The 26,146-nt window shown below is 53.4% G+C and carries 29 protein-coding genes and 2 tRNA genes; 19 read left to right on the top strand and 12 right to left on the bottom strand.

The features are described from left to right. Nucleotides 1-11 precede the first annotated feature (11 nt). The 7 genes from rpoN to OGV67_RS15460 are packed head-to-tail and all read right to left on the bottom strand — an operon-like array spanning nt 12 to nt 5,884. Complete coding sequence (gene rpoN / locus OGV67_RS15490; protein WP_012135335.1) at nt 12-1,445, bottom strand: RNA polymerase factor sigma-54; 1,434 nt, start codon at nt 1,443-1,445, stop codon at nt 12-14. A gap of 47 nt (nt 1,446-1,492) precedes the next feature. Further along, entirely contained in the window at nt 1,493-2,218 is a 726-nt protein-coding gene (gene lptB, locus OGV67_RS15485) for an LPS export ABC transporter ATP-binding protein (RefSeq protein WP_012135334.1), read from the bottom strand. A 6-nt stretch (nt 2,219-2,224) separates the two neighbouring features. Then, nucleotides 2,225-2,779 carry a lipopolysaccharide ABC transporter substrate-binding protein LptA gene (lptA, locus tag OGV67_RS15480; protein WP_047460976.1) on the bottom strand — a complete coding sequence of 185 codons (555 nt, stop codon included), beginning with the start codon at nt 2,777-2,779 and terminating at the stop codon, nt 2,225-2,227. After that, entirely contained in the window at nt 2,748-3,323 is a 576-nt protein-coding gene (gene lptC, locus OGV67_RS15475) for an LPS export ABC transporter periplasmic protein LptC (protein WP_012135332.1), read from the bottom strand. The genes lptA and lptC overlap by 32 nt, the downstream gene beginning before the upstream one ends. After that, the gene (gene kdsC, locus OGV67_RS15470; RefSeq protein ID WP_012135331.1) at nt 3,320-3,886 is read right to left on the bottom strand and encodes a 3-deoxy-manno-octulosonate-8-phosphatase KdsC; all 567 of its coding nucleotides are present in this window, start codon (nt 3,884-3,886) and stop codon (nt 3,320-3,322) included. The genes lptC and kdsC overlap by 4 nt, the downstream gene beginning before the upstream one ends. Before the next feature lie 19 nt (nt 3,887-3,905). Continuing rightward, on the bottom strand, nt 3,906-4,892 hold the full coding sequence (gene kdsD / locus OGV67_RS15465; RefSeq protein ID WP_012135330.1) for an arabinose-5-phosphate isomerase KdsD: 987 nt from the start codon (nt 4,890-4,892) through the stop codon (nt 3,906-3,908). Between the two features lie 14 nt (nt 4,893-4,906). Next, entirely contained in the window at nt 4,907-5,884 is a 978-nt protein-coding gene (locus OGV67_RS15460) for a calcium/sodium antiporter (RefSeq protein WP_012135329.1), read from the bottom strand. Nucleotides 5,885-6,096: 212 nt separating this feature from the next. Here OGV67_RS15460 and mlaF point away from each other — a divergent pair, with 212 nt between their 5' ends. The 7 genes from mlaF (at nt 6,097) to murA (ending at nt 10,939) form a co-directional block, all read left to right on the top strand. After that, nucleotides 6,097-6,909, top strand: a complete 813-nt coding sequence (gene mlaF, locus OGV67_RS15455; protein WP_012135328.1) for a phospholipid ABC transporter ATP-binding protein MlaF — start codon at nt 6,097-6,099, stop codon at nt 6,907-6,909. A 7-nt stretch (nt 6,910-6,916) separates the two neighbouring features. Continuing rightward, complete coding sequence (gene mlaE / locus OGV67_RS15450; RefSeq protein WP_047460983.1) at nt 6,917-7,699, top strand: lipid asymmetry maintenance ABC transporter permease subunit MlaE; 783 nt, start codon at nt 6,917-6,919, stop codon at nt 7,697-7,699. Between the two features lie 4 nt (nt 7,700-7,703). Next, nucleotides 7,704-8,255 (top strand): outer membrane lipid asymmetry maintenance protein MlaD, encoded by a 552-nt coding sequence (gene mlaD, locus OGV67_RS15445; protein WP_012135326.1) that lies wholly within the window; start codon nt 7,704-7,706, stop codon nt 8,253-8,255. A gap of 18 nt (nt 8,256-8,273) precedes the next feature. Then, nucleotides 8,274-8,909: a phospholipid-binding protein MlaC gene (mlaC, locus tag OGV67_RS15440; protein WP_012135325.1), complete on the top strand. Its 636-nt coding sequence runs from the start codon at nt 8,274-8,276 to the stop codon at nt 8,907-8,909. Beyond that, entirely contained in the window at nt 8,909-9,202 is a 294-nt protein-coding gene (gene mlaB, locus OGV67_RS15435; protein WP_049010395.1) for a lipid asymmetry maintenance protein MlaB, read from the top strand. The genes mlaC and mlaB overlap by 1 nt, the downstream gene beginning before the upstream one ends. 169 nt (nt 9,203-9,371) lie before the next feature. Next, nucleotides 9,372-9,626, top strand: a complete 255-nt coding sequence (ibaG, locus tag OGV67_RS15430) for a BolA family iron metabolism protein IbaG (protein WP_024130986.1) — start codon at nt 9,372-9,374, stop codon at nt 9,624-9,626. A 53-nt stretch (nt 9,627-9,679) separates the two neighbouring features. Then, complete coding sequence (gene murA, locus OGV67_RS15425) at nt 9,680-10,939, top strand: UDP-N-acetylglucosamine 1-carboxyvinyltransferase (protein WP_012135322.1); 1,260 nt, start codon at nt 9,680-9,682, stop codon at nt 10,937-10,939. 71 nt (nt 10,940-11,010) lie between these two features. On the opposite strand, the gene sfsB is transcribed toward murA, so the two are convergent. Then, nucleotides 11,011-11,283, bottom strand: coding sequence for a DNA-binding transcriptional regulator SfsB (gene sfsB / locus OGV67_RS15420; protein ID WP_012135321.1), 273 nt, complete (start codon nt 11,281-11,283; stop codon nt 11,011-11,013). A gap of 235 nt (nt 11,284-11,518) precedes the next feature. Beyond that, nucleotides 11,519-12,490 carry an octaprenyl diphosphate synthase gene (ispB, locus tag OGV67_RS15415; protein ID WP_024130985.1) on the bottom strand — a complete coding sequence of 324 codons (972 nt, stop codon included), beginning with the start codon at nt 12,488-12,490 and terminating at the stop codon, nt 11,519-11,521. A gap of 258 nt (nt 12,491-12,748) precedes the next feature. On the opposite strand from ispB, the gene rplU reads away from it, so the two are divergent. From rplU to cgtA, 4 genes are all read left to right on the top strand, one after another. After that, the gene (gene rplU / locus OGV67_RS15410; RefSeq protein WP_000271396.1) at nt 12,749-13,060 is read left to right on the top strand and encodes a 50S ribosomal protein L21; all 312 of its coding nucleotides are present in this window, start codon (nt 12,749-12,751) and stop codon (nt 13,058-13,060) included. A 19-nt stretch (nt 13,061-13,079) separates the two neighbouring features. Beyond that, entirely contained in the window at nt 13,080-13,337 is a 258-nt protein-coding gene (rpmA, locus tag OGV67_RS15405; RefSeq protein ID WP_012135319.1) for a 50S ribosomal protein L27, read from the top strand. A 96-nt stretch (nt 13,338-13,433) separates the two neighbouring features. Further along, entirely contained in the window at nt 13,434-14,399 is a 966-nt protein-coding gene (locus OGV67_RS15400; protein ID WP_012135318.1) for a DMT family transporter, read from the top strand. A gap of 15 nt (nt 14,400-14,414) precedes the next feature. Further along, a complete protein-coding gene (cgtA, locus tag OGV67_RS15395; protein WP_012135316.1) occupies nt 14,415-15,587 on the top strand; it encodes an Obg family GTPase CgtA in 1,173 nt (390 codons plus the stop codon). A gap of 148 nt (nt 15,588-15,735) precedes the next feature. Here cgtA and dacB read toward each other — a convergent pair whose 3' ends face one another. Continuing rightward, nucleotides 15,736-17,169, bottom strand: coding sequence for a serine-type D-Ala-D-Ala carboxypeptidase (dacB, locus tag OGV67_RS15390; RefSeq protein WP_049010979.1), 1,434 nt, complete (start codon nt 17,167-17,169; stop codon nt 15,736-15,738). Between the two features lie 247 nt (nt 17,170-17,416). On the opposite strand from dacB, the gene greA reads away from it, so the two are divergent. After that, nucleotides 17,417-17,893, top strand: a complete 477-nt coding sequence (greA, locus tag OGV67_RS15385; protein WP_012135312.1) for a transcription elongation factor GreA — start codon at nt 17,417-17,419, stop codon at nt 17,891-17,893. A gap of 155 nt (nt 17,894-18,048) precedes the next feature. On the opposite strand, the gene yhbY is transcribed toward greA, so the two are convergent. After that, nucleotides 18,049-18,342, bottom strand: coding sequence for a ribosome assembly RNA-binding protein YhbY (gene yhbY, locus OGV67_RS15380; protein WP_004139797.1), 294 nt, complete (start codon nt 18,340-18,342; stop codon nt 18,049-18,051). A gap of 126 nt (nt 18,343-18,468) precedes the next feature. On the opposite strand from yhbY, the gene rlmE reads away from it, so the two are divergent. From rlmE to OGV67_RS15350, 6 genes are all read left to right on the top strand, one after another. Then, nucleotides 18,469-19,098, top strand: coding sequence for a 23S rRNA (uridine(2552)-2'-O)-methyltransferase RlmE (gene rlmE / locus OGV67_RS15375; RefSeq protein ID WP_000145975.1), 630 nt, complete (start codon nt 18,469-18,471; stop codon nt 19,096-19,098). A gap of 99 nt (nt 19,099-19,197) precedes the next feature. Beyond that, nucleotides 19,198-21,132, top strand: a complete 1,935-nt coding sequence (gene ftsH / locus OGV67_RS15370; protein ID WP_012135310.1) for an ATP-dependent zinc metalloprotease FtsH — start codon at nt 19,198-19,200, stop codon at nt 21,130-21,132. 90 nt (nt 21,133-21,222) lie between these two features. Continuing rightward, on the top strand, nt 21,223-22,071 hold the full coding sequence (folP, locus tag OGV67_RS15365) for a dihydropteroate synthase (protein ID WP_286465714.1): 849 nt from the start codon (nt 21,223-21,225) through the stop codon (nt 22,069-22,071). Next, a complete protein-coding gene (gene glmM, locus OGV67_RS15360; RefSeq protein WP_115614380.1) occupies nt 22,064-23,401 on the top strand; it encodes a phosphoglucosamine mutase in 1,338 nt (445 codons plus the stop codon). The genes folP and glmM overlap by 8 nt, the downstream gene beginning before the upstream one ends. A 227-nt stretch (nt 23,402-23,628) precedes the next feature. Then, nucleotides 23,629-23,961, top strand: coding sequence for a preprotein translocase subunit SecG (gene secG / locus OGV67_RS15355; protein ID WP_012135307.1), 333 nt, complete (start codon nt 23,629-23,631; stop codon nt 23,959-23,961). A 9-nt stretch (nt 23,962-23,970) separates the two neighbouring features. Beyond that, a tRNA-Leu gene (locus OGV67_RS15350) sits at nt 23,971-24,057 on the top strand. Nucleotides 24,058-24,262: 205 nt separating this feature from the next. Here OGV67_RS15350 and argG read toward each other — a convergent pair. Beyond that, complete coding sequence (argG, locus tag OGV67_RS15345; protein WP_049010995.1) at nt 24,263-25,606, bottom strand: argininosuccinate synthase; 1,344 nt, start codon at nt 25,604-25,606, stop codon at nt 24,263-24,265. A 346-nt stretch (nt 25,607-25,952) separates the two neighbouring features. Here argG and OGV67_RS15340 point away from each other — a divergent pair. Continuing rightward, nucleotides 25,953-26,029, top strand: a tRNA-Met gene (locus OGV67_RS15340). Nucleotides 26,030-26,146: the final 117 nt, after the last annotated feature.

The following is a 26,146-nucleotide window of genomic DNA, read 5'->3' as shown; positions in this document are numbered from 1 at the left end:
TATCGGTTGGTTCAAACCAGCTGTTTGCGCTGATTGGACGGCGGAATGGATAAAGACTCTCGGTACTTCGCAACGGTGCGGCGCGCCACCATGATACCCTGATCCGACAACATAGAGGTTAACTTGCTGTCGCTCAGCGGCTTCGCGGGGTTCTCCGCAGCAATTAATTTCTTCACCAGCGCACGTATCGCCGTGGAAGAGGCTTCGCCTCCGCCTTCGGTATTCACATGGCTGGAAAAGAAATACTTCAGTTCAAAAATGCCGCGTGGACTGTGCAGATACTTCTGCGTGGTCACACGGGAAATCGTCGATTCGTGCATCTCGACGGCCTGGGCGATGTCCGCCAGCACCATCGGTTTCATAAACTCTTCGCCTTGCTCGAAGAAGGCCTGCTGCTGCTCAACAATACAGCGGCTCACGCGTAACAGGGTGTCGTTGCGGCTTTCCAGACTTTTGATCAGCCACTTCGCATCCTGAAGGTTGCTGCGAATGAACTGGCTGTCGGCATCATTACGCGCGCCGTTGCACAGGGCGGCATAATGTTGATTGATCTGTAGACGGGGAATGCTGTCGCCGTTCAGCTCCACCATCCAGTAACCGTTATGCTTACGCACCAGCACATCCGGGATCACATATTCAGGTTCGCCGGTCTGGATAGACTGACCCGGTCTGGGATCGAGCGACTGGATAAGATTGACTGCCTCTTTCAGCACCTCTTCTTTCAGCCGCGTAACGCGCATCAGGGTGCGGAAGTCATGATTGGCCAGCAGATCGAGGTGATCGCTGATGATCAACCGGGCGTCTTCCAGCCAGGGCGTGGATTTATCGAACTGTGAGAGCTGGATCAGCAGGCAGTCACGGAGATCTTTCGCCGCCACGCCGATGGGATCGAAGCGTTGAACGCGTTTGAGTACCGCTTCTATTTCATCGAGGCCGATCTCTTCATCGCCGATGCTTTCGAGAATGTCATCCAGCGAAATGGTGAGATAGCCGGTATCATCAACGGCATCGACAATTGAGGTGGCAATCGCGCGATCGGTATCCGAGAACGGAGTCAGCCCGACTTGCCACATCAGGTAGTCCTGGAGGGACTGCGTGGTTTCGCCCTGGTACACCGGCAGCTCGTCGTCGATGTAGTCGCCGCTGGTGCCGGACGGCGTACCTGCGGTGTAAATCTCATCCCAGCTGGCGTCAAGCGGCAGCTCTTCGGGCATCTCTTTCTGTTCGAGCGCGTCTGCGGTATCCAGGGCTTCGTTGTCCTGGGTTTCGCGCGTGTCGATTTCATCGTGAAGATCGGTTTGCTCAAGCAGCGGATTACTCTCCAGCGCTTGCTGAAGTTCCTGCTGAAGTTCCAGCGTAGACAACTGCAACAGACGGATGGCCTGTTGTAGCTGGGGCGTCATCGCCAGTTGTTGGCTGAGCCTGAGTTGCAAACCTTGCTTCATGTTCAGAGTCGTTTTCTCCCGCTGTGACGTCGCAGTCTTCTACCCTATCAGAGTCTGAAGTCTTCCCCAAGGTATACGCGCTTAACGTGCTCGTCTTGCAGGATTTCTGTCGGTGTGCCGTGTGCGATCAGATGCCCCTGGCTGACAATATACGCGCGTTCACACACCGCCAGCGTTTCACGAACGTTGTGGTCGGTAATCAGAACGCCGAGACCGCTGTCGCGCAGGTGCTCGATAATGCGTTTGATGTCGATGACGGAAATCGGGTCAACGCCTGCAAACGGTTCATCCAGCAGGATAAATTTCGGATTTGCGGCCAGCGCGCGGGCAATCTCCACACGGCGGCGCTCACCGCCGGACAACGCTTGTCCGAGGCTGTCGCGCAGATGCTCGATGTGGAACTCTTCCATCAGTTCATTGGCGCGGTCTTCACGCTGTTCGGTCGTGAGATCGTCGCGAATTTGCAGCACCGCCATCAGGTTATCAAACACGCTCAGACGGCGGAAAATGGAGGCTTCCTGCGGTAAATAGCCAATACCGCGACGCGCGCGGGCATGCAGCGGCAGCAGGCTGATGTCCTCATCGTCAATAATAATGTTGCCAGCATCGCGCGGCACAATGCCCACCACCATGTAGAAGGTAGTGGTTTTGCCTGCGCCGTTCGGCCCGAGCAGACCGACGATCTCCCCGGAATTCACGGTGAGGCTGACATCTTCCACCACGCGACGGCCTTTATAGGCTTTCGCAAGATTCTTTGCAGTTAATGTTGCCATAACGAATTAGTTACCCTTCTTCTGTGCCGGGGTCTGGTCTTTGTTTTTGTCCTGCAACTGCGACGGCACCAGAACCGTCGTTACACGTTTGCCTTTTTCGCTGAACGCCTGCATTTTCTGCTCTTTCACCAGGTAAGTGATCTTATCGCCGGTGATGTTGCTGTCGAGCTGCTCCAGGTAGGCGTTACCGGTCAGGACGACGAAATCTTTCGCCAGTTCATAATGCATTTTTTGGGCATGGCCTTTTACCGGCTTGCCGTTGTCCTGCATCTGATAAAACGTCGCCGGGTTGCCGAAGCCGTCGATCACCTCTTTGCCTTGCTCGCCGCCCGGACGGGTGACGACCACTTTGTCGGCATTGATTTTGATGGTGCCCTGAGTCACGACGACATTTCCGGTAAACGTCACCACGTTACCCTGCATATCCAGTGACTGCTGGTCCGATTCAATATGAATCGGTTGTTCGGTATCGCCGGTGACCGCGAACGCCGGAAGACTGGCGGCCAGAAGTGTGCTGGCAAGCACAAGATTAAGGCTGAGTTTGTTTGTTTTGAATTTCATAGGAGGTTCTAACCTTTTCAATCAGCTCGGCGTTCTTGCTGCGTAAGTTGCCGCGCATTTTCAGTCCGCTGGAGTTAAATGTTGTTCCGTATAACGTGACCAGATCTTCAGAGGTGACATCCTGCGTCACCAGGTTGATCGTCGCGTTATCCGTCGTGATTCTGCGTAGTTGAGCGTCAGGCGCCAGCGCATTGACTTCAACGTGACCATACAGATAGAGCATCCGGTCTTCGGTCAATTTCGCCTTATCCGCTTTAATCGACCATGTCGGGACTTTATCTTTATCAAAGGTGGTTAATACCGGTTGGGTAAACCACGAAAGCGCCTGTTCTGAATAATATTCAACGTGCTGCGCAATAAGACGATAGTTCAACGCGCCTTCCGGGCTATAGACGACCGTATCGGTATGCTCGCTCTTATAAGTCGGATCGCTGGTGTTCACCACAACCTGAGCAGGATCGTCTTTATCCGCCAGATTAATTCCGATCAACACCAGTACGGCCAACGACAGTAGAATGATAACCCAACGTCTGGTTTTACTCATATCGATTGCCCTTTGGCCTCATCAAGCTTACCCTGCGCCAGCAAGAGTAGATCGCACACTTCCCGCACCGCGCCGCGTCCACCGGCGATATGCGTCACATAGTCGGCGCGGGGGATCAGGAGCGGATGCGCATCAGCGACCGCAACGCTCAGACCCACTTTTTCCATCACCGGCCAGTCGATCAGATCGTCACCGACGTAAGCCACATTTTCAGGCGCAACGCCCAGCTTATCGAGCAGGTCGCCAAACGCGATAAGTTTGTCCGACTGCCCCTGATAGAGATGCGTGATCCCCAGGGTGGCACAGCGATCTTCTACAAGTTTAGCCTTTCGTCCGGTAATAATAGCGACCTCAATCCCGGAAGTGAGCGCACAGCGAATGCCGTAGCCATCACGGACGTTAAAGGCCTTCAGCTCTTCACCGTTGTTGCCCATATAAATCAGACCATCAGACAGCACGCCATCCACATCGAGGATGAGCAGACGGATGTTTTCCGCCTGGGCGATAACCTGTGTACTGACGGGGCCATAACAGGTCGCAAGCGACGCACCTGCTTTACTCATTTCTTTTATCCTTGAGTTTCTACACTACGCCTGCACGCAGTAAATCATGCATATGTAACACACCCAGTAACTGGTCGCCATCAGCAACCAAAACGGAGGTGATATGACGGGACTGCATTAAGTTCAGGGCGTTAACGGCGAGAATACCGGGGCGAACGCGAATTCCCCCTGGCGTCATGACGTCGGCAATCCCTAACTGGCGAACATCCACACCCATATCGAAAACACGACGCAAGTCGCCATCGGTAAAGATGCCGTCAATCTTCATTGTGTCATCACAAATGACGGTCATGCCGAGATTTTTACGCGTAATTTCCAGCAGGGCATCACGCAGGCTGGCGTTTTTATTCACATGCGGGATTTCATCGCCGGTGTGCATGATATCGTTAACGCGCAGCAGAAGTTTACGGCCAAGTGCGCCGCCCGGATGCGACAACGCAAAATCTTCGGCGGTAAAGCCGCGGGCTTTTAATAACGCGACCGCGAGCGCATCGCCCATGACCAGCGTAGCCGTGGTGCTGCTGGTCGGTGCCAGACCCAACGGGCAGGCTTCTTTCGGCACTTTAACACACAGATGCACATCCGCCGCACGCGCCATGCTGCTTTCTGGCCGCCCGGTGATACAAATCAGCGGCACCTGCAAGCGTTTGAGAACCGGGATTAATGCGGCAATCTCATTGGATTCGCCAGAGTTGGAAATCGCGATCACCACATCCTGCGAGGTGACCATGCCGAGATCGCCATGCGCGGCCTCGCCCGGGTGAACAAAAAAGGCGGAAGTGCCGGTGCTGGCAAAGGTGGCGGCCATTTTCCGCCCGATATGACCTGATTTTCCCATCCCCATGACAACGACTTTGCCTGTGCACGAGAAGATTTTTTCACAGGCGAGCGTGAAGTTCTGGTCGATGTATTGATCAAGCTCCGCCAGGCCTTCACGTTCAATCTCCAGGACGTCTTTGCCTGCTTTCTGAAAGTCAAAACCCGGTTGTAACGCTAAGTGCGACATAGTCCGTTTTCCCGTTATCCAATAAGAAGCGGCGATAGCCAGTACAGCATCGCCAGCCATACGATAAAACCGCCGGTCAGCAGCACGCCTGCGCCCCGACCAATCTGGCGCGGACGCCGCCAGCACAGCAATGCCAAAACAATGCTCACTAACAGCATCACGCTATAGTCACGCCCAAACGCCAGCGGGTTGACGTCGCCTGGCGTAATCAATGCAGGCAGCCCCAGAACGATGGCGATATTAGAAATATTGGCGCCGATAATGTTGCCAATGGCGATATCATTTTCACCTTTGCGGATGCCCGCGATCGCCGTCGCCAGCTCCGGCAGGCTGGTGCCAATCGCAATCACCGTCAGGCCGATAGTCAGTTCGCTCATGGCGAAGTAGTTCGCCAGTACGGTGGCGTTATCAACCACCATCCGCGTCGCCATCGGCATAATAATCAGCGCGATACCCAGCCACAAAAACGCGACGGGTAAGCCGCCTTCGCGCGGCAGCTCTGCCACCTGCTCCCGGGTGAGGCTGTCATTTCCCTGCCGCTCCGCCAGGCGCGCGATCTTAACAATGAACAGCAGCCATAGCACGGCCAGCAGCAGAAGAAAGATTCCGTCGCTACGGCTCAGCTCGCCATCGTGCAGGACGGAACCCGCCAGCACACTGACAAATAACATTAGCGGCAATTCGCGGCGCAAAACATCAGAATGCACGGTAAAAGGGTGAAACAGCGCCGCCAGGCCCAGAATCAGCAAGATATTGATGATGTTGGAGCCGAGCGCGGTGCCTACGGCTAAGTCCAGTTGCCCGTGAAGCGACGCGGCAACCGAGACAATTATCTCCGGTAATGATGTTCCGATACTGACGACCGTCATCCCGATAATGAGCGGAGGAATCCCCACTGCCCGACACAAAATCGATGCGGCAAACACCAGACGATCGGCGCTGTAGACCACCAGAAGTAAACCAATAATTAACAGCGCCGTAGCTAAAAGCATCTAAAGTCCTTTCTTCAGGTATACTCGCCGGTCCACTGGAGGGATCTTCTGGAAGCCGTAACGAAGTCTTAATTTTGACTTTATGCGGCTAAAAAGTAAAACAAATGCCAGCTTTAGCTAACCAGGGCAGGTAATATTCTGTAAATATGTTGGGTTCATGGCTAAATTCAGCGCCATGCTTAGATCAACAAGGCGATACAAAGGATGAATCAATGGGTCAGTCTGTGGCGAATTTAGTCGATATGCGCGACGTCAGCTTTTCGCGTGGCGACCGCTGCATTTTCGATAATATTTCCCTGACCGTGCCACGCGGGAAGATCACGGCGATCATGGGGCCATCGGGGATCGGTAAAACCACGCTGTTACGACTGATTGGCGGACAAATCCCGCCGGATAGCGGGGAAATACTGTTTGATGGCGAAAACGTACCGGCTATGTCTCGCTCGCGGTTGTACACGGTACGAAAACGGATGAGCATGCTGTTTCAGTCGGGGGCGCTATTCACCGACATGAACGTGTTTGATAACGTAGCCTACCCACTGCGGGAGCACACGAATTTACCCGCGCCGCTGTTGAAAAGCACGGTGATGATGAAACTGGAAGCCGTTGGTCTGCGCGGCGCGGCAAAGCTCATGCCCTCTGAACTGTCCGGGGGGATGGCGCGGCGTGCGGCATTAGCCCGTGCTATTGCGCTGGAACCCGACCTCATTATGTTCGATGAGCCGTTTGTGGGTCAGGACCCGATTACGATGGGCGTACTGGTGAAGCTGATTTCAGAACTGAACAGCACGCTGGGCGTAACCTGCGTTGTCGTGTCCCACGATGTGCCGGAGGTGCTGAGCATCGCCGATCACGCCTGGATTATGGCGGACAAAAAAATCGTGGCGCACGGTAGCGCGAAGGAACTGCAAGAAAATGCCGACCCGCGCGTCCGCCAGTTCCTGGACGGTATTGCCGACGGGCCGGTTCCGTTCCGCTATCCGGCGGGCGATTATCACTCCGATTTACTCGAAACAGGGAGTTAAGCCACTCATGCTGTTAAATGCGCTGGCATCGCTCGGACACCGGGGGATCAAAACCCTCAGAACGTTCGGGCGTGCCGGGTTAATGTTATTCAATGCGGTGATTGGTAAGCCGGAATTTCGCAAGCATGCGCCGCTGCTGGTGCGTCAGCTCTATAATGTGGGCGTCCTGTCGATGCTCATTATTATCGTCTCTGGCGTTTTTATCGGCATGGTGCTCGGGTTGCAGGGCTATCTGGTTCTGACGACCTACAGCGCGGAAACCAGCCTGGGTATGCTGGTGGCGCTTTCATTGCTGCGTGAACTGGGGCCGGTTGTCGCGGCGTTGCTGTTTGCCGGGCGCGCAGGGTCTGCGCTGACCGCAGAAATTGGTCTTATGCGAGCGACTGAGCAGCTCTCCAGTATGGAAATGATGGCCGTCGATCCGCTGCGCCGGGTGATCTCTCCGCGCCTGTGGGCGGGGGTGATTTCGCTGCCACTGCTGACGATTATCTTCGTGGCCGTTGGCATCTGGGGAGGATCGCTGGTTGGCGTTAGCTGGAAGGGGATCGATGCCGGTTTCTTCTGGTCGGCGATGCAGGATGCCGTCGACTGGCGTCTGGATCTCGTGAACTGTTTGATTAAGAGCGTGGTGTTCGCCATCACGGTAACGTGGATTGCGCTGTTCAATGGGTATGACGCGATTCCGACCTCTGCCGGGATTAGCCGCGCAACCACGCGCACCGTTGTGCACTCGTCTTTGGCCGTTCTGGGTCTGGATTTTGTGTTGACCGCACTGATGTTTGGGAATTGAGTTCATGCAAACGAAAAAAAGTGAAATTTGGGTAGGGATCTTCTTGCTGGTTGCGTTGCTGGCGGCGCTGTTTGTTTGCCTGAAAGCGGCCAATGTCACCTCAATGCGCACGGAGCCGACCTACACGATTTATGCGACCTTCGACAATATTGGCGGCCTGAAAGCGCGCTCTCCGGTGCGCATCGGCGGGGTGGTTGTCGGCCGGGTTGCGGATATCTCGCTGGATCCGAAAACCTACCTGCCGCGCGTCACGCTGGATATTGAAGAGCGCTATAACCACATTCCTGATACCAGTTCGCTGAGTATCCGCACCTCTGGCCTGCTGGGGGAGCAATATCTGGCGTTAAACGTTGGGTTTGAAGATCCTGAACTGGGAACGTCTATCCTCAAAGATGGCGACACTATTCAGGACACCAAGTCCGCGATGGTGCTTGAAGACATGATTGGTCAGTTCCTTTACAACAGTAAAGGGGACGACAATAAGAATTCTGGCGATGCGCCAGCGCCAACTGAAGGCAATAATGAAGCGACACCGCCTGCGGGCGCAACAAATTAATCACAGGAGAATCGATGTATGTTTAAGCGATTAATGATGGTAGCGCTGCTGGTCATTGCACCGTTGAGCGCGGCAACCGCGGCGGACCAGACTAACCCGTATAAATTGATGAATGAGGCGGCGCAGAAAACCTTCGATCGTCTGAAAAACGAACAGCCGAAAATCCGTGCCAACCCTGATTACCTGCGCGACGTCGTTGACCAGGAACTGCTGCCGTATGTGCAGGTGAAATACGCGGGCGCGCTGGTACTGGGTCGTTACTACCGGGAGGCGACGCCGGCGCAGCGTGACGCCTATTTCGCGGCGTTTCGTGAATACCTGAAACAGGCTTATGGTCAGGCGCTGGCGATGTACCACGGCCAGACTTACCAGATTGCGCCGGAACAACCGCTGGGCAATGCGACCATCGTGCCGATCCGCGTGACGATCATCGATCCGAATGGCCGTCCTCCGGTTCGACTGGATTTCCAGTGGCGTAAAAACACCCAGACCGGTAACTGGCAGGCTTATGACATGATCGCGGAAGGCGTCAGCATGATCACCACAAAACAGAATGAGTGGAGCGATCTGCTGCGTACCAAAGGCATCGACGGCCTGACCGCGCAGTTGCAGTCAATTTCTCGTCAGAAAATTTCGCTGGAAGAGAAAAAATAATGACGCAGTCACTTAGCTGGACGCGCGAAGGTGACACGCTGGCATTAGCGGGAGAGCTGGACCAGGACGTGCTGAACCCTCTGTGGGATGCGCGCGTTGATGCGATGAAAGGCGTAACCTGCATCGATCTGAGCCAGGTCTCCCGGGTGGATACCGGTGGTCTGGCGTTACTGGTGCATCTTGTCGATCAGGCGAAACGACAGGGCAACAGCGTTTCGCTGCAAGGGGTAAACGAGAAGGTTTACACGCTGGCGAAGCTCTATAATTTGCCTGCTGACGTGCTTCCACGTTAATTTTTGTAGGCCGGATAAGGCCTTGTGCCACCATCCGGCACAACCCCTAAGTGGGATTTGCCACCAAAGCCTTGCCTGATTTATCAGCTGGGCTTTTTGCTTATTTATGACAGCGCCACTTTGCTCTAAGATGTTGGGCTGTTTTCCCTATTTGACGAATGAAGAGCCCATGGAAAATCATGAAATTCAGAGCGTGCTGATGAGCGCACTCTCCCTCCAGGAAGTCCACGTCTCTGGCGATGGCAGTCACTTTCAGGTTATCGCCGTGGGTGAGATGTTTGACGGCATGAGCCGGGTCAAGAAGCAGCAGTCTGTGTACGGCCCGTTGATGGAGTTTATTGCGGATAACCGTATCCATGCCGTATCGATCAAAGCGTATACCCCAGCGGAATGGGAACGCGATCGCAAACTTAACGGTTTTTGAGCGACGGGCGACACGCCGGTAGCAGATATGAATTCTTAACAGAGAACAGAATAATGGATAAATTTCGTGTACAGGGGCCGACAACGCTCCAGGGCGAAGTCACAATTTCAGGCGCTAAAAATGCCGCATTGCCGATCCTTTTCGCGGCGCTGCTGGCAGAAGAGCCGGTAGAGATCCAGAACGTTCCAAAGCTGAAAGACATCGATACGACGATGAAACTGCTCAGCCAGCTTGGAACGAAAGTGGAACGTAACGGTTCTGTCTGGATCGACGCCAGCCAGGTCAACATCTTCTGCGCGCCTTACGAACTGGTAAAAACCATGCGCGCGTCGATTTGGGCGCTGGGGCCGCTGGTTGCGCGTTTTGGTCAGGGACAGGTTTCTCTGCCAGGCGGCTGCGCCATCGGCGCGCGTCCGGTCGATCTGCACATCACCGGCCTGGAACAATTGGGCGCTGAGATCAAGCTGGAAGAAGGCTATGTGAAGGCGTCTGTTAATGGTCGCCTGAAAGGCGCGCATATCGTGATGGACAAAGTCAGCGTCGGTGCGACGGTGACCATCATGTCTGCGGCAACGCTGGCCGAAGGGACCACCGTGATTGAAAACGCCGCGCGTGAGCCGGAGATCGTCGATACCGCGAACTTCCTGGTGACGCTGGGAGCGAAGATCAGCGGTCAGGGCACCGATCGTATTACCATTGAGGGCGTTGAGCGTCTGGGCGGCGGCGTATACCGTGTTCTGCCCGATCGCATTGAAACCGGCACCTTCCTGGTCGCGGCGGCGATTTCCGGCGGTAAAATCGTCTGCCGTAACGCGCAGCCGGATACGCTGGATGCCGTACTGGCTAAACTGCGTGACGCCGGAGCGGATATTGAAACCGGTGAAGACTGGATCAGCCTGGACATGCATGGCCAGCGTCCGAAAGCTGTGAATGTGCGCACCGCGCCGCACCCGGCTTTCCCGACCGATATGCAGGCGCAGTTCACGCTGCTGAACCTTGTCGCGGAAGGGACGGGTTTCATCACGGAAACCATTTTCGAAAACCGCTTTATGCATGTGCCTGAACTGATCCGTATGGGTGCGCACGCGGAAATCGAGAGCAACACCGTGATTTGCCACGGCGTTGAAAAACTCTCCGGGGCGCAGGTGATGGCGACCGACTTGCGTGCGTCTGCGAGCCTGGTGCTGGCGGGATGCATTGCAGAAGGTACGACGCTGGTCGATCGTATTTATCACATCGATCGTGGCTATGAGCGCATTGAAGACAAACTGCGCGCGCTGGGCGCGAATATTGAGCGTGTGAAAGGCGAGTAATTTTTTCCGCATGCACTGGTAGCCCCTTGTTCGGGGGCTACCGTTCAGAGCGTTATCCGTTCCTTACTTCTCTATTTCCCTTTTCGAGCCCGCATCAGACGCGTTCTGTCAATGAACTCATGGGTTTCTGGGTCATGATAGCGCGACGGCCAGATCACCCAGGGTTCTGTACCCAGCGCCTTCGCAATGATGAGCTCTCCTTTCGGCCACGGTCGGGTCAGGGCGTTTGCCAGCGTCGAGGAACTTAATCCATTCTTGCGTGATTCCGCCGCCATAGATGTCCCTTTTTTACGTAATCCGGCAATGATGTCTGCGGGATGCCAGTCAATGAGTTTATTTTCCATTATTCCCTCACTCCTTCGGTCAGTCAGTCGCTTGCGGCCTGGATAATCAGCCTGTGAGAAATACTATACGCCAGGTGATAGTATTGCTCTAATATGTTCCTGTAAAGAGTATGCATATTCATAAAATGTGACAGCATACGTGCGATGGGTAAAGGGCTGGGAAAGAAACGAACAACTGGAATTTACTGGAACTTAAAGATTCATCCCGCGCAGAGCACGGGATGAGAAGGGAGGGTTAACGATCGCGTTGTACGGCGATGTGCGCCAGACCGATCAGGGCTTCGCGCCACGGCGTATCAGGCAGAATCTGTAGGGCGGCGATGGCTTTATCGGCCTCGTCTTCTGCACGCTGACGCGTCCATTCCAGTGAACCGCAGGCGGTCATGGCTTCCAGAACGGGTTCCAGAAGGTGGCGCCCATTGCCTTGTTCAATGGCGGTACGGATCATTTGCGCCTGCTCTGGCGTACCGTTACGCATAGCGTGCAGCAGCGGCAGCGTTGGTTTTCCTTCGTTGAGGTCATCGCCGACATTTTTACCTAACTGCTCGCCATCAGCGCTGTAATCGAGTAAATCGTCAATCAGCTGAAAGGCCGTACCGAGATAACGACCATAATCCTGCAACCCTTTTTCCTGCTCAGGAGTACAGCCAGCAAGAAGACCGGAACACTGCGCCGCAGCTTCAAACAGGCGCGCCGTTTTGCTGTAAATCACGCGCATGTAATTTTCTTCGGTGATATCCGGGTCGTTGACGTTCATCAGTTGCAGCACTTCGCCTTCGGCGATGACGTTCACCGCTTCTGACATTACTTCCAGCACTTTCAGCGAGCCAAGGCTGGTCATCATCTGGAACGCGCGGGTGTAGATAAAATCACCGACCAGGACGCTGGCGGCGTTGCCAAATGCCGCATTCGCCGTTGCCTTCCCACGACGCATATCGGATTCATCCACAACATCGTCGTGTAGCAGGGTGGCGGTGTGGATAAACTCGATTAAGGCAGCGATCGTGACGTGCGCATTTTCCTGATAACCAACGGCGCGCGCAGCGAGTACGGCAATCATCGGGCGGATACGTTTTCCGCCGCCGCTAACGATGTAATACCCTAACTGATTGATCAGTTGGACGTCGGAATTGAGCTGTTCAAGGATTGTCGCATTGACACCCGCCATATCTTGCGCGGTTAACTCATTGATTTTTTCTAAATTCATCGCAAAAGCCGGGCTTATCGCCCCGATTAACTCATCATGGGATGAGATAACTAAGGGTTTAGGGTTAGGAATATATGCTGATTGTACTGAAAAAACGGCGCAGATAAACGTTACCGTACACGTTGTGTTTTTTTTCTTCATGTATTGACGGTAGCACTTGTCAAAGGCTCGCGTTTTGCGTAATATTCGCGCCCTATTGTGAATATTTATAGCGCACTCTGAATCATTGAAAAGGCGTGCGCGGAAGCGGAGTTTTTTATGTACGCGGTTTTCCAAAGTGGTGGTAAACAACACCGAGTAAGCGAAGGTCAGACCGTTCGCCTGGAAAAGCTGGACATCGCAACTGGCGAAACTATTGAGTTCGCTGAAGTTCTGATGATCGCAAACGGTGAAGAAGTCAAAATCGGCGTTCCTTTCGTTGATGGCGGCGTAATCAAAGCTGAAGTTGTTGCTCACGGTCGTGGCGAGAAAGTTAAAATCGTTAAGTTTCGTCGTCGTAAACACTATCGTAAGCAGCAAGGCCACCGTCAGTGGTTCACTGATGTGAAAATTACTGGCATCAGCGCCTAAGACCTGAGGAGAGATTTAAATGGCACATAAAAAGGCTGGCGGCTCAACTCGTAACGGTCGCGATTCAGAAGCTAAACGCCTGGGCGTTAAGCGTTTCGGTGGCGAAACCGTTCTGGCGGGTAGCATCATCGTTCGTCAACGTGGCACCAAATTCCACGCTGGCACTAACGTAGGTTGCGGTCGTGACCACACTCTGTTTGCTAAAGCAGACGGTAAAGTGAAATTCGAAGTTAAAGGCCCGAACAACCGTAAATACATCAGCATCGTTGCTGAGTAAGTTCTTCGTGGTCCGGTAACGGATTAAAGCCCCGCAACGTGTTGCGGGGCTTTTTACATTGAAAACCCGGAAAATTTTCTTGTAGGGAAAACGGGCATGAAGCAGCAGGCTGGCATTGGCATCCTTTTAGCACTCACCACTGCAATGTGTTGGGGCGCCTTGCCAATTGCAATGAAGCAGGTGCTGGAGGTGATGGAACCTCCGACCATTGTCTTCTATCGCTTTTTAATGGCGAGTATCGGCCTTGGCGCAATCCTGGCAGTTAAAAGAAAGCTCCCGCCATTGCGTATTTTTCGCAAACCGCGCTGGCTGGTGTTGCTGGCGATTGCAACAGGTGGACTTTTCGGGAATTTCATCCTGTTCAGCTCTTCCCTGCAATATTTGAGTCCGACGGCATCGCAGGTTATCGGTCAACTGTCACCGGTTGGCATGATGGTCGCCAGCGTCTTTATTTTGAAAGAAAAGATGCGCGGCACGCAGGTGATTGGCGCGCTCATGCTGCTTTGTGGGCTGGTGATGTTCTTTAATACCAGTCTGGTCGAGATTTTTACCAAACTGACCGATTACACCTGGGGTGTGATCTTTGGGGTCGGTGCGGCGACGGTCTGGGTGAGTTATGGCGTCGCGCAAAAGGTGTTATTGCGTCGTCTGGCCTCACAGCAGATCCTGTTTTTACTGTACACTTTATGTACGATTGCGTTATTGCCGCTGGCGAAGCCGGGGGTTATCTCGCAGTTAAGCGACTGGCAGCTCGCGTGTTTGATTTTCTGTGGGCTGAATACGCTGGTAGGATATGGCGCCCTGGCGGAAGCGATGGCGCGTTGGCAGGCAGCGCAGGTAAGTGCGTTAATCACGCTCACTCCGCTGTTTACGCTGTTATTTTCAGATCTATTATCTATGGCCTGGCCCGATTTCTTCGCCAGACCGATGTTAAACCTTTTAGGTTATCTCGGTGCGTTTGTCGTGGTTGCGGGCGCGATGTATTCCGCCATTGGTCATCGTATTTGGGGCGGTTTACGCAAGCATGAAACGGTGGTTTCGCAACCCCGCTCAGGCGAATGATTTACGGAGAGTAAAATGAAGTTTGTTGATGAAGCATCGATTCTGGTCGTTGCTGGCGATGGCGGTAATGGTTGCGTGAGCTTCCGCCGCGAAAAATACATCCCGAAAGGCGGCCCGGATGGCGGTGATGGCGGCGATGGTGGCGACGTCTGGCTGGAAGCCGACGAAAACCTGAACACGCTGATCGATTACCGCTTTGAAAAATCGTTCCGCGCTGAACGTGGTCAGAATGGCGCAAGCCGTGACTGCACCGGTAAACGTGGGAAAGATGTCACGATCAAAGTGCCTGTCGGTACGCGTGTTATCGATCAGGGCACCGGCGAAACCATGGGCGATATGACCAAACACGGTCAGCGTCTGATGGTTGCCAAAGGCGGCTGGCACGGCCTGGGCAATACCCGCTTTAAGTCCTCTGTTAACCGTACTCCGCGTCAGAAAACGATGGGCACGCCGGGCGATAAGCGCGATTTGATGCTGGAGCTGATGCTGCTGGCGGACGTGGGTATGCTGGGGATGCCAAACGCCGGTAAATCAACCTTTATCCGCGCGGTATCTGCGGCAAAACCGAAAGTGGCGGACTATCCGTTTACCACTCTGGTGCCGAGCCTTGGCGTTGTGCGTATGGACAACGAAAAGAGCTTTGTGGTTGCCGATATTCCGGGGCTGATTGAAGGCGCGGCGGAAGGCGCGGGTCTGGGGATTCGCTTCCTGAAGCACCTGGAACGTTGCCGCGTACTGCTGCACCTTATTGATATCGATCCTATCGACGGTTCCGATCCGGTGGAAAACGCCCGTATCATTATCGGCGAACTGGAAAAATACAGTCAGGATCTGGCTGCTAAGCCGCGCTGGTTAGTGTTCAACAAAATTGATTTGCTGGACCAGGCCGAAGCGGAAGAAAAAGCGAAAGCTATCGCGCAGGCGCTGGGCTGGGAAGATAAGTACTACATGATTTCCGCTGCCAGCCAGACTGGCGTGAAAGATCTCTGCTGGGATGTGATGACCTTTATCATCGAGAACCCTATCGTTCAGGCTGATGAAGCGAAGCAGCCGGAGAAAGTGGAGTTCATGTGGGACGATTATCACCGTCAGCAGCTCGCTGAAGTCGAAGACGAAGCGGAAGATGACTGGGATGACGACTGGGACGAAGACGACGAAGAAGGCGTCGAGTTCATCTACAAACGTTAATCTGGTTCAAATGCCCGGTGGCGCTTACGCTTACCGGGCCTACGGATAGTAGGCCGGATAAGGCGCAAAGCGCCGCCATCCGGCAATTAAATGACCCATCTAGTGTGTAGGCCGGATAAGCGTCAGCGCCATCCGGCACTATCCTCACCTAGTTGTTCTGATAAAGATCTTTGTACAACCGGCTTTCAAAACGTACTAACGGAATACGACGATTGCGCTGGTCAGCTGGCGTAACGGCATACCCGGAAAGATACTGAACAAACGCCATCCGTTGCCCACTTGCCGTTGTAATAAATCCCGCCAGATTATAGACCCCTTGCAGCGAGCCTGTTTTCGCCGAAACTTTACCATCAACCCCAGCCTGATGCAGACCCGCACGGTATTGCAGAGAGCCGTCATATCCCGCCAGCGGCAGCATGGAGATAAAGTTCAGCTCGTTGTCGTGTTGGGCGATGTATTGCAGCACCTGCATCATGGTGGCCGGGGCAATCAGGTTGTGGCGAGAGAGGCCCGAACCGTCAGCGATGATGGTATTGCCAATATCAACGCCAGCCTGCTGACGCAGGATCTGGCGTACGGCATCAGATCCCGCCCGCCATGTGCCGGGGACGTTGAAGCGTGCGTGGCCGATCATGCGAAAGACGGTATCGGCAATCATGTTGTCCGATTTTTTCAGCATAATCTTAAGCAAATCATGCAGCGGCGCAGACTGCTTGCTGGCAACCACCGTTCCGGGTTCGTTGACCTGCGTCTGGCGTAACAGCGTACCGCTGTAGGTAATACCTGCTTGTTTTAACTCGTCTTTCAGGATCGCTCCGGCATAGCTGGCGCCGTCCTGAATGGCGAAGGCCAGCGGTAACGGTTCGGCGCGCTGCGGCAGGCAGCCTGTCAGCGTGAAGCGGTTTAAATCCCCCGGAACGACATCCAGCTCACAGTATTGCGCTTCCGCAGAGCCGCGTGGGAGGGTGCGAACCTGACTGAACATGGTCACCGGGTAATAGGACGCCACGCGAATATACGCTAAGTCATTCGGTTTTTGCGCGCTGTAGAGGGAGATGGAAAAGCAGTTGCGATCGACAATGGCGGCTGCGGGGGGGGCGCTAAAACATTGCGTCATGTCATTCCAGGGCCAGCCTGGCGCTTTATCATGGCTGGCGAAAATGGAGGTGTCGATGAGCACATTTCCCGCAATTTGCGTCACGCCGGATTTTTTCAGCGTCGCGACCATATTGCGAATATCCTGGCGTTTTAGCGTCGGATCGGCACCAAATCGCGCCACTAAGTCCCCTTTTAAGACGCCATTGTCCACGTTGCCTTTTGTCTCCAGCGTGGTGGTAAAACGAAAATCGGGGCCGAGCTGAATCAATGCCGCGAGGGCCGTGATCACTTTTTGCGTACTGGCGGGCAGCGCCATCTGCTGGCTATGGTAATCAATCGCGGGCGTGGACGCGCCGACCTTCTGAGCCATGAAAGCAAGGTTGGCCCCATCAGGGAGCTGATTGATGTATTCATCAACATTCGCGGCCTGGACGCTGAACGCTATACTGGTGGTCAATCCGATGATAAATCTGGAAAATCGCATAATCTCGCGCTAACAACCTGGAAACAAGCCGTCATACTACGGCGCAATGCCCTGGAAAGTAAACGATGACCCATAGGGAACTCCAGGGTAAAATACGTATCAAATTGAGAATTGTAGCTGACCTGGGGCTTTGTACCCGGGTCGGTATTTTTTTGCTTCTGGCTTTGGTAGAACGCATACCGGAGCAGGCTTAGCAGCCGAGGCGGGGTCAATCACCCCCTACAGGAATGTTCAAGAGGTATAACAAATGCAAGCTATTCCGATGACTTTACGTGGTGCCGAAAAACTGCGCGAAGAGCTGGATTTTCTGAAATCTGTGCGCCGTCCTGAAATCATCGCCGCTATCGCGGAAGCGCGTGAGCATGGCGACCTGAAAGAGAACGCCGAGTATCACGCTGCGCGTGAACAGCAGGGTTTCTGCGAAGGACGTATCAAGGATATCGAGGCGAAGCTGTCGAATGCGCAGGTGATCGACGTGACGAAGATGCCGAACAACGGACGTGTTGTTTTCGGCGCAACGGTAACTGTTCTGAATCTCGATAACGATGAAGAGCAGACCTGGCGTATTGTCGGCGATGACGAAGCGGATTTTAAACAGAACCTGATTTCCGTGAATTCACCTATCGCGCGCGGCCTGGTTGGCAAAGAGCAGGATGACGTCGTGACCATCAAAACGCCTGGCGGCGAAGTGGAATACGAAGTGATTAAGGTGGAATACCTGTAAGAATTACCCAATACTCAAGATGTTGATGTATTGTAAAGAAAGGAAAAAGGCCGCTATGCGGCCTTTTATCAACGAAGAGAGCGTGGCATTTTGCTCTCCTGCTTGCGGAAAACCCCTCGTTTTACACAGATTTTGTGTTCGACTTTAGGATATTCTTAGCGTGGCAGCGAGATTTTACGTTCTTTAGTTGGGCGATAAAGTACCAGCGTTTTACCGATGACCTGTACGTTACAGGCGCCGGTTTCGCGTACGATAGCTTCCACGATCAAGGTTTTGGTTTCGCGATCTTCCGAGGCGATCTTCACCTTGATAAGTTCATGGTGCTCTAACGCTTGTTCAATCTCGGCCAGTACCCCTTCGGTCAAACCATTGTTGCCAAGCATAACTACCGGCTTGAGCGGATGTGCCAGACCTTTCAGGTGCTGTTTTTGTTTAGTACTCAGATTCATCGTATATTTTTGCTTACGTTGGGATTGAAAACGGGTCATTCTACCGCCATCTCCCATATATCACCAAATGAGCGCGTAAAAATTTACGCTACGGGTAACGATGAATTGCCCCGACGGGAAAGTTAAATGACAGGTAAAAAGCGTTCTGCCAGCTCGAGTCGCTGGCTTCAGGAACACTTTAGCGATAAATATGTTCAACAGGCGCAGAAAAAGGGGTTACGTTCCCGTGCCTGGTTTAAACTTGATGAAATACAGCAAAGTGACAAACTTTTTAAGCCGGGGATGACGGTTGTCGACCTCGGTGCTGCGCCAGGAGGCTGGTCACAGTATGTGGTCACGCAGATTGGCGGCAAAGGCCGTATCATCGCTTGCGATCTTTTACCTATGGATCCTATCGTTGGTGTGGACTTTCTTCAGGGCGATTTTCGTGATGAACTTGTTATGAAAGCGCTGCTGGAACGCGTGGGTGACAGTAAAGTACAAGTTGTCATGTCAGATATGGCACCAAACATGAGCGGAACACCGGCGGTGGATATCCCCCGCGCCATGTATCTGGTGGAACTGGCGTTAGAAATGTGTCGTGATGTGCTGGCGCCAGGTGGAAGTTTTGTAGTGAAGGTGTTCCAGGGCGAAGGTTTCGATGAGTACCTAAGGGAAATTCGCTCCCTGTTTACGAAGGTTAAAGTTCGTAAGCCGGACTCTTCGCGTGCGCGTTCACGCGAAGTGTATATTGTAGCGACCGGGCGAAAACCATAACCGGGGGATTTCAGACGAAAGTTTGAAAGAAGCTGGATATAGAGTATCCTGACGCTGTTTTTAACACAGTTGTAATAAGAGGTTAATCCCTTGAGTGACATGGCGAAAAACCTAATACTCTGGCTGGTCATTGCCGTTGTGCTGATGTCAGTATTCCAGAGCTTTGGGCCCAGCGAGTCTAATGGCCGTAAGGTGGATTACTCTACCTTCCTGCAAGAGGTCAACCAGGACCAGGTTCGTGAAGCGCGTATCAACGGACGTGAGATCAACGTTACCAAGAAAGATAGTAACCGTTACACGACCTACATTCCGGTTAACGATCCGAAGCTGCTTGATAACCTGCTGACCAAAAACGTCAAGGTTGTTGGCGAACCACCTGAAGAGCCGAGCCTGCTGGCTTCAATCTTTATTTCCTGGTTCCCGATGCTGTTGCTGATCGGCGTCTGGATCTTCTTCATGCGTCAGATGCAGGGCGGCGGTGGCAAAGGCGCCATGTCGTTCGGTAAGAGTAAAGCGCGCATGCTGACGGAAGATCAGATCAAAACCACTTTTGCCGATGTTGCAGGTTGTGACGAAGCGAAAGAAGAAGTGGCTGAGCTGGTCGAGTATCTGCGTGAACCAAGCCGCTTCCAGAAGCTGGGCGGTAAAATCCCGAAAGGCGTCCTGATGGTCGGCCCTCCGGGTACGGGTAAAACCCTGCTGGCGAAAGCTATTGCAGGCGAAGCGAAAGTCCCGTTCTTTACGATTTCCGGTTCTGACTTCGTCGAAATGTTCGTCGGTGTTGGCGCATCTCGTGTGCGTGACATGTTCGAACAGGCTAAGAAAGCGGCGCCGTGCATTATCTTCATTGATGAAATCGACGCCGTAGGCCGCCAGCGTGGCGCGGGTCTGGGCGGCGGTCATGATGAACGTGAACAGACATTGAACCAGATGCTGGTTGAGATGGACGGCTTCGAAGGTAACGAAGGTATCATCGTTATCGCGGCGACTAACCGTCCAGACGTACTTGACCCTGCGCTGCTGCGTCCTGGCCGTTTCGACCGTCAGGTCGTGGTAGGTCTGCCAGACGTGCGTGGTCGTGAGCAGATCCTGAAAGTGCATATGCGTCGCGTACCGCTGGCGCCGGATATCGATGCGGCAATCATCGCACGCGGCACGCCGGGCTTCTCTGGCGCCGATCTGGCGAACCTTGTGAACGAAGCGGCGCTGTTTGCTGCCCGTGGCAACAAGCGTGTGGTATCCATGGTTGAGTTCGAGAAAGCGAAAGACAAAATCATGATGGGTGCGGAACGCCGCTCCATGGTGATGACGGAAGCGCAGAAAGAATCTACCGCTTACCACGAAGCAGGCCATGCGATTATTGGTCGCCTTGTTCCAGAGCACGATCCGGTGCATAAAGTGACGATTATTCCGCGCGGTCGTGCGCTGGGTGTGACCTTCTTCCTGCCTGAAGGCGACGCGATTAGCGCCAGCCGTCAGAAACTGGAAAGCCAGATCTCCACGTTGTACGGCGGTCGTCTGGCGGAAGAGATCATCTATGGCGTAGAGCATGTTTCTACCGGTGCGTCGAACGACATTAAAGTCGCGACTAACCTGGCGCGTAACATGGTCACCCAGTGGGGCTTCTCCGATAAGCTCGGTCCGCTGCTGTATGCAGAGGAAGAGGGTGAAGTGTTCCTGGGACGTAGCGTTGCGAAAGCCAAACACATGTCTGATGAAACCGCGCGTATCATCGACCAGGAAGTGAAAGCGCTGATTGAACGTAACTACAATCGCGCTCGTCAGATCCTGAATGACAATATGGACATCCTGCATGCAATGAAAGATGCGCTCATGAAGTATGAGACTATCGATGCGCCGCAGATTGATGACCTGATGGCGCGCCGCGAAGTTCGCCCGCCGGCTGGCTGGGAAGATCCGAACGGCACCAACAACTCTGACAACAATGGTACGCCTCGTGCGCCGCGCCCGGTTGATGAACCGCGTACGCCGAACCCAGGCAACACCATGTCAGAGCAGTTAGGCGACAAATAAGTTATCTGTTATTGATGACTCTGCTTCACCGAAACCCTGGGGCTTGCTCCGGGGTTTTTTATATTTGAAATAACATCAGAAGGATTAGCTATGAAACTCTTCGCCCAGGGCTCCACGCTGGATCTCTCTCACCCACACGTAATGGGCATCCTGAACGTCACGCCGGATTCTTTCTCCGATGGCGGGACGCACAATACGCTGGTGGAGGCGGTGAAGCACGCTAATCTGATGATTAACGCCGGAGCGACGATTATTGATGTCGGCGGCGAATCAACGCGACCGGGAGCGGCGGATGTCAGCGTTGAAGAAGAACTGGAACGCGTGATCCCGGTAGTTGAGTCCATCGCCCAGCGTTTTGAGGTATGGATTTCAGTGGATACCTCAAAACCGGAGGTGATTCGGGAATCGGCAAGAGTGGGTGCTCACATCATCAACGACATTCGCTCTCTCTCTGAACCGGGCGCGCTTGAGGCGGCGGCTGAGACTGGTTTACCGGTCTGCCTGATGCATATGCAAGGGCAGCCTAAAACAATGCAGGAAGCGCCAAAGTACGAAGACGTTTTTGCGGAGCTCAATCGCTACTTTATTGACCAAATAGCACGCTGTGAAAGGGCAGGCATCGCAAAAGAGAAATTGTTGCTCGACCCGGGATTCGGTTTCGGTAAAAATCTCTCCCATAACTATACGTTACTGGCACGTCTGGCGGAGTTCCATCATTTTAACCTGCCGCTGCTGGTGGGAATGTCACGTAAATCGATGATTGGTCAGTTGCTCAACGTCGGGCCCTCCGATCGTTTGAGTGGGAGCCTGGCGTGTGCGGTTATCGCCGCAATGCAGGGGGCGCATATCATTCGTGTCCATGACGTTAAAGAAACCGTAGAAGCGATGCGTGTGGTAGAAGCCACTCTGTCTGCAAAGGAAAATAAACGCTATGAGTAATCGTAAATATTTTGGCACCGATGGGATCCGTGGTCGTGTAGGCGATGCGCCCATTACTCCTGACTTTGTGCTTAAGCTGGGCTGGGCCGCAGGGAAAGTGCTGGCGCGTCATGGTTCACGTAAAATCATTATCGGTAAAGACACGCGTATTTCTGGCTATATGCTGGAGTCTGCGCTGGAAGCCGGTCTGGCGGCAGCGGGATTGTCTGCCTCTTTTACCGGCCCGATGCCGACGCCTGCGGTGGCTTATCTGACCCGAACCTTCCGTGCAGAGGCCGGGATCGTTATCTCCGCTTCACATAACCCGTTTTATGACAACGGGATTAAATTCTTCTCCATTGACGGCACCAAACTGCCTGATGAAGTTGAAGAGGCCATTGAAGCAGAGATGGAAAAAGAGATCACCTGCGTGGATTCCTCAGAGCTGGGTAAAGCCAGCCGTATTGTGGATGCTGCGGGGCGCTACATTGAGTTCTGCAAAGGTACGTTCCCGAACGAACTGAGCCTGAATGAGCTGAAGATTGTTGTGGATTGCGCCAACGGCGCGACCTATCACATTGCACCGAACGTCCTGCGTGAACTGGGTGCGAATGTCATTGCGATTGGCTGTGAGCCGAACGGCGTCAATATTAATGAAGAAGTCGGCGCTACGGATGTGCGTGCGCTACAGGCGCGCGTGATTGCGGAGAAAGCTGATTTAGGGATCGCGCTGGACGGCGACGGCGATCGCGTGATCATGGTTGACCATGAAGGGAATAAAGTCGATGGCGATCAGATCATGTATATCATCGCCCGCGAAGGTTTGCGTCAGGGTCAACTGCGCGGTGGCGCAGTCGGTACGCTGATGAGCAACATGGGCCTGGAGCTGGCGTTGAAACAGCTGGGCATTCCGTTCGCGCGTGCTAAAGTCGGCGACCGCTACGTGCTGGAAAAACTGCAAGAAAAAGGCTGGCGTATTGGGGCGGAAAACTCCGGCCACGTTATTCTGCTGGATAAAACCACCACCGGTGACGGTATTGTCGCGGGGCTACAGGTTCTGGCGGCGATGGTGCGTAACCACATGAGTCTGCACGATTTGTGCAGCGGCATGAAAATGTTTCCGCAGATTCTGGTTAACGTACGTTATGCGGCCGGTAGCGGCGATCCGCTGGAGAATGACAACGTTAAGGCGGTGACGGCGGAAGTCGAAGCGGTGCTGGGAAATCGTGGTCGCGTGCTGCTGCGTAAGTCCGGTACTGAACCGTTAATTCGCGTAATGGTAGAAGGCGAGGATGAAGCGCAGGTTACTGAGTTTGCTCATCGTATTGCGGATGCCGTAAAAGCGGTTTAATCCTGGTGATAAGTGACTAAAAAGGCGGCGTTTGCTGCCTTTTTGTTGCAGGAAAAAGACCTTTTTGCTGTTTTTTTCCGCAGTTGATACAATGCACTAAAATTGCCCTTGCGAAGGTCATTCGCTTTGGTTAGTATTCACACCCGCTTCAGTGGGAAACAGTAAATTATCCCGCTTTATTGGTTGAAGCATTGGTATGCGGCAACTCCGCAAGGAACAGGTTGATTATGTACGAAGCTCTTTTGGTAGTTTTCCTTATTGTGGCAATTGGCCTGGTAGGCTTGATCATGCTACAGCAAGGTAAAGGCGCTGATATGGGAGCCTCCTTTGGAGCAGGCGCTTCCGCTACGCTGTTTGGTTCAAGTGGTTCTGGTAACTTCATGACCCGTATGACGGCTGTACTGGCAACGTTGTTCTTCATCATCAGTCTGGCGCTGGGCAATATCAACAGCAACAAGACCAATAAAGGAAGTGAGTGGGAAAATCTGAGCGCTCCGGCAAAAACCGAGCAGACTCAGCCAGTTGCACCGGCACAGCCGAGCAGCGATATCCCACACTAAGATTTCCGTGCCGAGGTGGTGGAATTGGTAGACACGCTACCTTGAGGTGGTAGTGCCCAATAGGGCTTACGGGTTCAAGTCCCGTCCTCGGTACCAATATTCCGAAAGAAAGACGCTGAAAAGCGTCTTTTTTTTCGTCTGTATTTCGCGGGGGTTATAGACTTTGTTTTTGTCGGTTGGATAAGGCGTTTACGCCGCCATCCGACATGTTACGTAATGTGCCTGATGGCACTTCGTTTATTAGGCCTACACCGCCCACAAAAAAGGCCGCTTATGCGGCCTTTAATCGTTGTCCGTTAACTTACTTGCTTTTGTTTTCCAGATTCTCAACCTGCGGCAAACCTGTCGCGGAAGAGGCGGAAAGCAGGCCTGACTGCGCATAACCAAACAGTTTTTCACGCGTATCGGTGATATCCAGATTGCGCATCGTCAACTGACCGATACGGTCATCCGGCGAGAACACGGAGTCACCTTTTTCCATCGTCAGACGCTCTGGTTTGTAGGTCAGATTGTCAGAGACGGTATTCAGGATCGAGTAGTCGTTACCACGACGCAGCTCCAGCGTGACTTCACCAGTAATCTGGCTGGCCACCCAACGTTGCAGACCGTCACGCAGCATCAGCGCCTGGGAGTCAAACCAGCGGCCCTGATACAGCAGGCGGCCTAACTGACGGCCATGCGCATGATATTGCTCGATAGTGTCTTCGTTGTGGATGCCGGTCAGCAGACGCTCATAGGCGATATGCAGCAGAGCCATCCCCGGCGCTTCATAGATACCCCGGCTCTTCGCTTCGATGATACGGTTCTCAATCTGATCGCTCATGCCCAGACCGTGACGGCCGCCGATACGGTTAGCTTCCAGCATCAGTTCAACATCATCGCTGAAGGTCTTACCGTTTAGCGCGACAGGATGCCCCTGTTCAAAGCGCACGGTAACTTCTTCCGCCGGGATTTTCACGTTTTCATCCCAGAACTTGACGCCCATGATTGGATTGACGATTTTGACGCTGGAGTTCAGGAATTCCAGATCTTTGGCTTCATGGGTCGCGCCGAGCATGTTGGAGTCAGTGGAATAGGCTTTTTCGACGGACATCTTGTAGTCGAAACCGCAGGCAATCATAAACTCGGACATCTCATGACGACCGCCCAGCTCATCAATAAAGTCGGTATCCAGCCACGGTTTGTAAATCTGTAGCTCCGCGTTGGTCAACAGGCCGTAACGGTAGAAACGCTCGATGTCGTTTCCTTTATAGGTACTGCCGTCGCCCCAGATGTTAACACCATCTTCCTTCATCGCAGCGACCAGCATCGTGCCGGTAACGGCGCGGCCCAGCGGCGTGGTGTTGAAATAGGTCAGTCCGCCGGTGGTGTTATGGAAAGCGCCGCACTGAATCGCGGCGATCCCTTCGGCAACCAGCTGTTTACGGCAATCAATCAGGCGAGCGTTCTCTGCACCGTATTCCATTGCGCGACGAGGAATGGCGTCATAGTCATCCTCATCCGGCTGACCCAGATTCGCAGTATATGCATAAGGGACAGCGCCTTTTTGTCGCATCCACAGCAGTGCAGCACTGGTGTCCAGGCCGCCGGAAAAAGCGATACCAATACGTTGACCTACCGGAAGATGCTTGAGAATCGTCGTCATAAATAAAACCCTGCTTGATAGACTGATGAAGAGATCGGCTTTCTGCTCTAAGTGCATTTTTATGCAAAATAAGTGAGTTTTCATTTAATCATCTTTTACGGATGACAGGAAGAGTTTAGTGATAATTTCGTTAAAAAACGGTATGGGGTGGCTTCTTTCCTGACTGGCGCGGCTTCTTAACGGAGGCCGGGTTGGTATTCATTCATGTGCATATTATTAACGCGGTTGACATATCGCATATCGAATCAATATAATACGCGCAGATTTTACGTCCCGTCCTCGGTACCAAATCCCAGCAGTATTTGCATCTTTTACTCAAAGCGAGTAAAATTTGCCACGTTTCAGGCGCGGGGTGGAGCAGCCTGGTAGCTCGTCGGGCTCATAACCCGAAGGTCGTCGGTTCAAATCCGGCCCCCGCAACCACTTTCCCTTAGAGTTCTTTTTCAAATATACTGTGAAGACTTAGGCCTTCGTAGCTGGATTTGAAAAAAATTCTTTCGGAAGGTTCTCCAGACCGCAGTTGCGGTTATAGGGTTCAGT

It is taken from the genome of Citrobacter sp. CK188, from assembly GCF_030333525.1.
In the GTDB taxonomy this organism is placed as follows: domain Bacteria; phylum Pseudomonadota; class Gammaproteobacteria; order Enterobacterales; family Enterobacteriaceae; genus Citrobacter_B; species Citrobacter_B koseri.
The sequence above is the reverse complement of the archived record's forward strand: the minus strand, read 5'-3'. Positions and strand labels throughout refer to the sequence as shown.